Annotated in this window: 9 protein-coding genes and 2 pseudogenes; 9 read left to right on the forward strand and 2 right to left on the reverse strand. The window is 66.9% G+C overall.

Annotation, left to right across the window (positions count from 1 at the left end; translation table 11 throughout):
- The 4 genes and pseudogenes from VKI00_RS31705 to VKI00_RS31720 all read left to right on the forward strand — a co-directional run.
- The coding region (locus tag VKI00_RS31705; protein ID WP_324447154.1) for a dihydrofolate reductase at positions 1 to 277 on the forward strand (277 nt) is incomplete at its 5' end.
- Positions 274 to 656: pseudogene (locus VKI00_RS31710) on the forward strand (DNA glycosylase AlkZ-like family protein); the annotation flags it as partial. The gene VKI00_RS31705 and the pseudogene VKI00_RS31710, both read left to right, overlap by 4 nt.
- Before the next feature lie 400 nt (positions 657 to 1056).
- Complete coding sequence (locus tag VKI00_RS31715; protein WP_324447156.1) at positions 1057 to 1347, forward strand: hypothetical protein; 291 nt, start codon at positions 1057 to 1059, stop codon at positions 1345 to 1347.
- A gap of 669 nt (positions 1348 to 2016) precedes the next feature.
- Complete coding sequence (locus VKI00_RS31720; protein WP_324447158.1) at positions 2017 to 2907, forward strand: NAD(P)H-binding protein; 891 nt, start codon at positions 2017 to 2019, stop codon at positions 2905 to 2907.
- Positions 2908 to 3030: 123 nt separating this feature from the next.
- Here the strand turns inward: VKI00_RS31720 and VKI00_RS31725 are convergent, their stop codons facing one another.
- Together VKI00_RS31725 and VKI00_RS31730 are read right to left on the reverse strand one after the other, a co-directional pair.
- A complete protein-coding gene (locus VKI00_RS31725; RefSeq protein ID WP_324447160.1) occupies positions 3031 to 3282 on the reverse strand; it encodes a hypothetical protein in 252 nt (83 codons plus the stop codon).
- A gap of 162 nt (positions 3283 to 3444) precedes the next feature.
- Positions 3445 to 3627, reverse strand: coding sequence for a hypothetical protein (locus VKI00_RS31730; RefSeq protein WP_324447161.1), 183 nt, complete (start codon positions 3625 to 3627; stop codon positions 3445 to 3447).
- Positions 3628 to 3816: 189 nt separating this feature from the next.
- Between VKI00_RS31730 and VKI00_RS31735 the strand changes: the two genes are divergently transcribed.
- The 5 genes and pseudogenes from VKI00_RS31735 to VKI00_RS31755 form a co-directional block, all read left to right on the forward strand.
- Positions 3817 to 5070, forward strand: a complete 1254-nt coding sequence (locus VKI00_RS31735) for a hypothetical protein (protein ID WP_324447163.1) — start codon at positions 3817 to 3819, stop codon at positions 5068 to 5070.
- Between the two features lie 309 nt (positions 5071 to 5379).
- A pseudogene (locus VKI00_RS31740) lies at positions 5380 to 5889 on the forward strand (DNA glycosylase AlkZ-like family protein); the annotation flags it as partial.
- Positions 5890 to 5892: 3 nt separating this feature from the next.
- On the forward strand, positions 5893 to 6645 hold the full coding sequence (gene thyX / locus VKI00_RS31745; protein WP_324447165.1) for an FAD-dependent thymidylate synthase: 753 nt from the start codon (positions 5893 to 5895) through the stop codon (positions 6643 to 6645).
- A gap of 136 nt (positions 6646 to 6781) precedes the next feature.
- A complete protein-coding gene (gene dapA, locus VKI00_RS31750) occupies positions 6782 to 7660 on the forward strand; it encodes a 4-hydroxy-tetrahydrodipicolinate synthase (protein WP_414687348.1) in 879 nt (292 codons plus the stop codon).
- A partial coding sequence (locus VKI00_RS31755; protein WP_324447169.1) for a ribonuclease J occupies positions 7657 to 8890 on the forward strand: 1234 nt, incomplete at its 3' end. The genes dapA and VKI00_RS31755, both read left to right, overlap by 4 nt.

Here is an 8890-nt window from a genome sequence, read left to right on the forward strand (position 1 = left end):
TGGCTACATGGCAGACGGAGCAGACATAATCACGTCGATCGACCAGGCTCTCGGCGACGGCGACGTGTGGGTGATCGGCGGCGAGCAGCTCTTCGCGCAGGCGCTGCCGTTGGCGGACCGGTGTGAGGTCACCGAGGTGGACGTCCCGATCGGCCGCGACGACTCCGACGTGGTGGCGCCCGTGCTCGACGAGAGATGGATCGCCGAGGACGCGGACTGGCAGACCAGCAGCAGCGGGCTGCGCTACCGGTTCAGCAGCTACCACCGCATCTCATGACGCGGCTGGCCCTGGTGCAGGCGCGCCGGGTCGCCGTCGCCGCGCAGGGATTTACCGAGCCCAAGCCGCGGGGGGCGCGGTCACGCGTGCGCATCTGCGACGTCTGATCTCGAGAATCCAAGCCCTCCAGCTTGATTCGGTCTCTGTTGCCGTCCGCGCCCACTACGCGCCGGTGTTCAGCAGGCTCGGTCCCTACGACCGCGACGTGCTGGACCGGGCCGCCTGGAGCCACACTGCGCGCTCGTCACGAATGCTGGTGGAGTACTGGGCACACGAGGCCGCGCTGATGGCAATCGACGACTGGCCGCTGCTGCGCTGGCGGATGCGCCGGTACCGGCACGGACACTTTGATTTAGGACGCACATCGCACCAACCCCGAAAACTGGCGGCCAGGTAGAAGCCGCCTACGAAATGGTCGTCGAGGTGCCGCAGCGCATCCTGTACACCACCGCGTTCAGGGCCATGCTGCTCGACTACACCGACCGGCTTTCACGACCGGCGCCGCTTAGTTCGATCCCAGCCGGGACCACCCATATCGCCAGGTCACACCATATTTCCGAGACATTCAGCGGGACCCCGTGCCAAATACTGTGCCAAACGACCGTGATCGGGTGGTGCGGGTGCTGAACATCACCGCCACCACCACCACTCAAGCTCAACCCGATCACCTTCCGCGCGGGGAGTCGGGACCATCGGCCCTATCCCCGCCGGGTTCGGGATCCACATTCTGATGCCGAAGGCATCCACGACTCGTTTCAATCTAAAAGGGAGCAGATCACATGACAGAGAGCACCGAGAAGAAGACCGTGGTGGAACGAGCGGCAGGCCTGTCCGACGACATGCTCGAATCGGTCGACGCCGGACGGCAAGCCGTGATCGAGGCTGTGCGCAAGTTCGTTGGCACCCTCGAGGAGGAGACTCCGGCGCTCGCAGACCCGTCGCGGCGTAAGGCCGTGATTGACGCGGCCGTGGGCTTGACCGACGAACTCTCTAAGGCGCTGATCGAGTTAGTGCGCAGCGTCATGGCCGGCGCGAGCGAGGCGCTGACGCCTGGGCGGCACACATCCTAGTGAACGACCGCCCCTGAAGTGGTCGGGGCCCTGTGACTCGGACTCACAAGGTCCGGGGCCCCGGCCACGTCCACTAGCTCCGAATTCGTATGGGTGAGGGGAGTGGGGGATGACCTAGGCGCGTGGCGAGCACGGGCCGACGAGGACCAACAAGTGAGCCAAAAGGACAACGACCAGACGTCTGACGACGTCACCAGGGAAACTACCCCCGCTCTCCGCGGCGACTTACTAGGCGGGCTCGACGATTCGGTCGCTGCCGCTGCCGAGGCCGGCTGCATTCGTGCCCTTGTCTCCCGCGCACGAGGTGATCGGGCTGGCCGTGTATCAGCCGTACCCGGCAGCGTCGGGCAGACGTCCCCAAAACGGGGCCGGTGCGCCCCGTAGAGCCACGAACAGCCCCTGCCCTGGGTGTGTGGGGGTGGTGCCCGAGGCTCTGGCAGAAACGAGTCTTGAATGGCTCGACATCAGAATGCGCTCCGACCCCGGCGTTCGGTAGGGGCGATGGTCTGCTCCGCCTGATGTCGAGACGTCGGGCGGAAAGGCGACAGGGGACCTTCGTTTGCTTAGACAAGCATTTGGGGACCCAAAGACTCTAAATAGTCCGTCGACACAGTCCGTCGACTGGAACGTGTCGTCAACCGTCGGCGGATCGGCGGCTAAATTGACGGCATGTATCTGATCACCTGGCCCGCCAGAGGCGACGTCAGCCCCTCCGTTGTCGAGCTGCTGCGGGGCAAGGGGGAGCCGGTCCGGGCGATGGTGCACTCCGACGACGCCCTCGCGGACCGGCTTCGCGAACTCGGCGCCGAGGTCGTCGTGGGTGAGCTCACCAGTCCGGCCGACGTCGTCGACGCGCTGCGGGATGTCACGCGCATGTTCTTAAACGCGAGCATCTCGTTCGACTACCTCCAGGAGACGGCGATCGTCTGCGCGGCGGCCCGCGAGCTGGGTGACCTCGAGGTGATCGTCAACATGTCGCAGATGACGGTTTCGCAGATGACCCTGACCGGCAGCGAAGCGGATCGCGAGCAGCGGCTGCACTGGCTCTCCGAGCAGATCATGAACTGGTCCGGTGTTCCCGTGGTCCACGTGCGTCCAACGGTGTTGCTGAACAACCCGCTGTTCACGGTGGTGGCCAGGCGATCCGTCCGCGAGCACGATGTGCTGGCTCTGCCGTTCGGCACCGGCCGCACGTCACCGATCGCCCCCGAGGACGTGGCACGCGTGGTCGCGGCCCTGCTGCTGAACCCGCCGAAGGCTGGCCAGGTCTACGGGCTGACTGGTCCGCAGGTGCTCGACATCAAAGATCTGGCCGAACAGTACTCGCGCGCGCTGGGACGGCCGATCACCGCGGAAGACATCCCCTACGACGACTGGGTGCGCCAGTACCTGCGGACCTCGGGCCTGGCCGACCTCGATCAGCAACACATCGCGACCGTGGCGCGTCTGCATCGCGAGAATCGCTACGACCGCGAGACCCATGACGTCGAACAGGTCACCGGTCAACCCGCGCAGACCGTCGAGCAGTACGTCGCCTCGCACCCGGAACTGTTTGCCTAGATCCCCTGCCGTTGGGGACTTTCGCCGCAAACCGGTCTTGCGGGCCGTGGCGGATACGCGGGAGGCACGCATGTCGTACTCCCACAGCGCCGCCTGGGTCTCGCGGTCGGGCTGGGCGTGCGGTCATGGTTGGTACGGCTCCTCGCCTTGCGCGCGCCGGATGTTGTCCTGCTCGTGATAGGTGGCGTTCGGGCACCAGATGATCGGCCAATCGCGCACACCCAGACTTTCGGAGTCACCCGCGTGGGAAAGGACCATCACCTGGTCGTGCTCGGGGAACATCACCCGGTAGCCACCCGTGACACACACGGCCAACGCGCCACGAAGGGGTTCTCGACGCACAGTGCCGATCGGCTCGTGTTCCTGGGCGCTCACTGGCCCTCCTCTGTCACGTTCTTGCCCATAAGCACGTCGAGCAACCGCTCGTCCGTCTCCGGGAAGGCTCTCCCCAATATCCCTCAAAGCATCGGCTTGAAGTGAGACTTCGCAAGGCATCTGGGACCGATGGCGAGCTTTGCAGTACGGTTCTCAGCTGGGTCACGACGGGTCGATCAAGTGGGCCAGCAGCCCCAGTGCGTGGGCGGTGTCCCGCCCGTCTGGCACCCCGGCGACGGTCTCGGCCACCGTCCGCAGAGCTGCGGCCATCTCACGCCGCTGCGGCGGGTCCAGGGCGGCCAAGTCATCGAGCAGGGCGCGTGGGACTTCTCGGCGCCGGGACATGACTCCTCACGGGGTCGAAGGGATGGGATACCCGACCCCCCACGGAAGATGACCCAGGTGATCCATAGATCACTTGAAGTATCCACCAGGCGGGCGTCCCGCGACCGCCCCGTGAACACCGGAACGGGTCCCCATCTCCCCTCGGTGGCGGCCTGGCCCGACCGCGCCGCCAGCGCATAACGTCGTCGTATGGCAGCAGCACCCGACAGCGACCACGCGGGCACACGACGACCCGGTCCACTGGGCAACGTCATCAGGCCGTTCCGGAGAACCGGCCGTTACGGTCTACTGGGTAACCTCGTCAGGCCGTTCCGGAGGACCGGCCGTTACTTCGCCCAGTCCCGGCGCGACTATCGCGACCATCAGCCAGATGAGCTTCCGGTTGCGCGACCCACTCTCGCGCTTGCCACGCAAGTGTTCCGCGACGAGATTGTCCTTCTCGGCTTCCGGATGTCCCGGCCCGTCAGCGACCGGCATGCGTTCCAACGGATCGACGCCGAAATCAGCGCAGCGATCGAGTTCTACGGACAGCACGGGTGGCTGGACAAGCCGGAAGGGTTTTTCGAAGCCCCGCCACCTCTGACGGACGCAACAGTCCGGCCGGTGACGACACGCCGACGCTCCTACGAACGCATGGTTTTCGACAGCGGGTACCAACCGCGCCCAGGCGAACCGGGCCGCGAGCGGTGGCTGGGCTACACCGCCAACAACCGGGAGTATTCGCTGCTGCTGCGGTACAGCGAGCCACGACCCTGGCTGGTGTGTGTACACGGCGCGGTGATGGGCAGGGGCGCGCTGGATCTCAGGCTGTTCCGTGCCTGGCATCTGCACGAGAACCTCGGCCTCAATGTGGTCCTCCCCGTCCTTCCGATGCACGGTCCCCGTGCGCGCGGACTGCCGAAGGGTGCGGCATTCCCGGGCGAGGATGTGCTCGACGACGTCCATGCTGCGGCTCAGGCGGTGTGGGATATCCGGCGTCTGCTGTCCTGGATACGCGCGCAGGAACCCGACTCACCGATTGGCCTGAACAGCATGTCCCTCGGCGGCTACATCGCGTCGCTAGTCGCCAGCCTGGAGGACGGCCTCACATGCGCGATCCTCGGCGTCCCGGTCGCCAATATCATCGAGGTGCTCGGACGCCACGCCAGCCTCGGTCGCGACGATCCGCGCCGTCACACGGTGGCACGGGCAGAACCCCTCGGTCGGATGGTCTCACCCCTGTCACTGACACCGCGCGTACCGATGCGGGGTCGTTTCATCTACGCCGGGATCGCCGACCAGGTCGTGCACCCGCGCGATCAGGTCATGCGGCTGTGGGAACACTGGGGCAGGCCCGAGATCGTGTGGTATCACGGGGGCCATACCGGATTCTTGCGGTCGCGCCCGGTGCGGCGGTTCGTCGACGACGCGCTCGCGCAGTCGGGCCTCGTCGAGAAGAAGTGACCGCCGCTGGCCCCGGCAGCGTCGCCCTCGCGCCAGGCCGTACCCGGCAGCGTCGGGCAGACGCCCCCAAAACGGGGCCTGTGCGCCCCGAGAGCCACGAACGCCCCCTGGGTCGGGGTGAGGCTTCGGGTTCTCCTGATGCCTGGGGAGTGGCGTATGTTCTCGACCGCTGAAGCCGACAAAGCGCGCGAGTGGGTTGTTGGCGGGGGTGTCACGGCGCGGATGTAGACGTGCCCGGTCGAAGGGTTCACGAAATGTCACGCTGGCCGTTCACCCCGGGCATCAGCCGCCCGCACTCGTCTTTTCTCGCCCGACTACTTCCGGCTGTCGGCGCAGCAGGTCAAGCCGGCCGTCGCGAAGCTCGTGTCGGCCGGAGAGCTGGAACCAGTCGAGGTCGAGGGCTGGACATCGCCGGCCTACCTGAGGGCCGGCCAGAGCGTGCCACGACGGGATCGTGGCACCGCGCTGTTGTGCCCGTTCGACCCGCTGATCTTCTTCCGGCCACGGGTGCAGCGGCTGTTCGACTTCCACTACCGCATCGAGATCTATACGCCGGCCCCCAAGCGCGAATACGGCTACTACGTCTGGCCGCTGCTGCTCGACGGCCAGCTCGTCGGGCACGTCGACCTGAAGGCCGAACGCGCCCGCAGCGCGCTGCACGTCGTCGGTGCGTTCGTCGAACCGGGACGGGCCCCGTCGCAGGTGGCCCCTGCGCTGGCCGGTGAGCTGCAGTCGATGGCGTCGTGGCTGGAGCTGGGCGAGGTGACGGTCGGCCGGCGGGGTGATTTGGCGGAGGCGCTGGCGCACGCTTTAGGGTGAGCCGTGGCCGAGACCGCGCCGCTGCGGGTGCAACTGATCGCCAAGACGGAGTTCTTGCCGCCGCCGGACGTGCCGTGGGGCACCGACGCCGACGGCGGTGCCGCGCTGGTCGAGTTCGCCGGACGGGCCTGCTACCAGAGCTGGTCCAAGCCGAATCCGCGCACCGCGACGAACGCCTCCTACCTGCGCCACATCATCGACGTCGGGCACTTCTCGGTGCTCGAGCACGCGTCGGTGTCGTTCTACATCACCGGCATCTCCCGCTCGTGCACGCACGAGCTGATCCGGCACCGGCATTTCTCGTACTCGCAGCTGTCGCAACGATTCGTCCCCGAACGGGATTCGCAGGTTGTGCTGCCTCCGGGAATAGAGGGCGACCCGGAGTTGCAGGAGCTATTCCTGCGGGCCGCCGACGCCAGCCGCGAGGCCTACGACGAGCTGCTGACCAGGCTGGAAGCGAAGTTCTCCGAAGTGCCGAACGCCGTCTTGCGGCGTAAGCAGGTGCGGCAGGCCGCCCGCGCCGTCCTGCCCAATGCCACCGAGACCCGCATCGTCGTGACCGGCAACTACCGCGCCTGGCGGCACTTCATCGCGATGCGGGCCAGCGAGCACGCCGACGTGGAGATTCGTCGGCTGGCGATCGAATGCCTTCGCCAGCTGACCGATGTCGCGCCGGCGGCGTTCGCGGACTTCGAGATCACCACGTTGGCGGACGGCACACAGGTCGCCACGTCGCCTTTAGCCACCGAAGCCTGACGTGGCCGAAACCGGGCGGCCCGCAGGTGGCCATCAGGCAGGGTCCACCGAGACCCGAGGAGGGCCGGGTAACCTTGGCGCCGTGAGCAACGGCGGGATCGACGTCAGCGCGCGCCTGGGCACCGTGCTGACCGCGATGGTTACTCCGTTCGGCGCGGACGGCTCTCTCGACCTGGCGGCCGCCGCTCGTCTGGCCACCCATCTGATCGACTCGGGCTGCGACGGTCTGGTGGTGTCAGGGACCACGGGCGAGTCGCCGACCACCACCGATGACGAAAAGCTCGCGCTGCTGCGCACGGTGCTCGACACCGTCGGCGACCGCGCCCGGGTGATCGCAGGCGCGGGCACCTACGACACCGCACACAGCGTTGCGCTGTCGCGAGCCTGCGAAGCCGAAGGCGCACACGGGTTGTTGATCGTGACGCCGTACTACTCGCGGCCGCCGCAGGCCGGGCTGCTGGCCCACTTCACGGCGGTTGCCGACGCGGTATCGATTCCCGTGCTGCTGTACGACATCCCGCCGCGATCGGTGGTGCCAATCGAGTTCGAAACCATCCGCGCGCTCGCCGCGCACCCAAACATCGTCGGTGTCAAGGACGCCAAGGGGGATCTGGCGGGCGGCGCCGACATCATCGCCTCAACGGGGCTGGCGTACTACTCCGGTGACGACCCGCTCAACCTGCCGTGGTTGGCGATGGGTGCCACCGGGTTCATCAGCGTGATCTCGCACGTTGCCACCGGGCAGCTAAGGGAACTGCTGTCCGCGTTCGGATCCGGCGATATCGCGACGGCCCGCAAGATCAGCGTCTCGTTGACCCCGCTGTACGCGGCGATGAAGCGGCTGGGCGGGGTGACGATGGCGAAGGCCGGCCTGCGCCTGCAGGGCATCGAGGTCGGTGACCCTCGACTGCCGCAGGTGCCCGCCACCCCGGAGCAGGTCGAGGCGCTGGCGGCGGATATGCGCGCGGCCTCGGTGCCCGTGTCGATGTCACCGGCCGAGCGGCTCCGGAGGTGAACTCCGACCTGAAGCCGCCCGGCCCATTGGCCCCGGGCGGCCTGCGGGTGACCGCACTGGGCGGAATCAGCGAAATCGGCCGGAACATGACGGTTTTCGAGCATCTGGGCAGGCTACTGATCGTGGACTGCGGGGTGCTGTTTCCGGGGCACGACGAGCCCGCGGTCGACCTGATCCTGCCCGACATGCGCCACATCGATGAGCGTCTCGACGACGTCGAGGCACTGGTGCTGACCCACGCCCACGAAGACCACATCGGCGCTATCCCATATCTGCTCAGACTGCGCCACGACATCCCGGTCGTCGGTTCGAAGTTCACGCTGGCGCTGGTTGAGGAAAAGTGCCGAGAGCACCGCATCAAACCCGTTCTCGCGGAGGTGTCCGAGGGCCGGCGCACCACCCACGGGGTATTCGACTGCGAATACTTCGCGGTCAATCACTCGATTCCCGACGCGCTTGCGGTCGCCATCTACACAGGCGCGGGGACCGTGCTGCACACCGGGGACATCAAGTTCGACCAGTTGCCGCTCGATGCCCGCCCCACCGACCTGCCGGGCATGTCGCGGCTCGGCGACATCGGCGTAGACCTGCTCCTGGTCGACTCCACCAACGCCGAATTGCCGGGTGTAGGCCCGTCGGAAAGCGAGATCGGCCCGACCTTGCACCGGCTGATCCGCTCAGCCGACGGCCGCGTCATCGTCGCGTGCTTCGCGTCCAATGTGGCCCGGGTGCAACAGATCATCGATGCGTCGGTGGCGTTGGGCCGAAAGGTCGCGTTCGTGGGCAGGTCGATGGTCCGCAACATGGGCATCGCCCGCGAGCTGGGCTTCCTGCACGTCGACGACGACGATGTGCTCGAGATCGGCGCCGCCGAGACGATGCCGCCGGAACGGGTCGTGCTGATCACCACCGGAACCCAGGGCGAACTGATGTCCGCGCTTGCCAGGATGTCGCGCGGCGAACATCGCAGTATCACGCTGACGTCCGGTGACCTGGTTGTGCTGTCGTCATCGCTGATCCCCGGTAACGAAGAAGCCGTCTATCAGGTGATCGACGCGCTCGCCAAGATCGGCGCACGCATTGTCACGAACAACCAACTGCGGGTGCATGTTTCGGGACACGCATACGCCGGCGAGCTGCTATTCCTCTACAACGGTGTGCGGCCGCGCAACGTGATGCCGGTGCACGGCACGTGGCGACACCTGCGCGCCAACGCCGAGTTGGCCGCCA

It is taken from the genome of Mycobacterium sp. (assembly GCF_035314665.1).
Taxonomy (GTDB): Bacteria; Actinomycetota; Actinomycetes; order Mycobacteriales; family Mycobacteriaceae; genus Mycobacterium.

Coding starts and splice junctions, on each gene's coding strand:
- VKI00_RS31715 (WP_324447156.1), top strand. CDS start 1,057: ATGACAGAGAGCACCGAGAAGAAGACCGTGGTGGAACGAGCGGCAGGC.
- VKI00_RS31720 (WP_324447158.1), top strand. CDS start 2,017: ATGTATCTGATCACCTGGCCCGCCAGAGGCGACGTCAGCCCCTCCGTT.
- VKI00_RS31730 (WP_324447161.1), bottom strand. CDS start 3,627: ATGTCCCGGCGCCGAGAAGTCCCACGCGCCCTGCTCGATGACTTGGCC.
- VKI00_RS31735 (WP_324447163.1), top strand. CDS start 3,817: ATGGCAGCAGCACCCGACAGCGACCACGCGGGCACACGACGACCCGGT.
- dapA (WP_414687348.1), top strand. CDS start 6,782: ATGGTTACTCCGTTCGGCGCGGACGGCTCTCTCGACCTGGCGGCCGCC.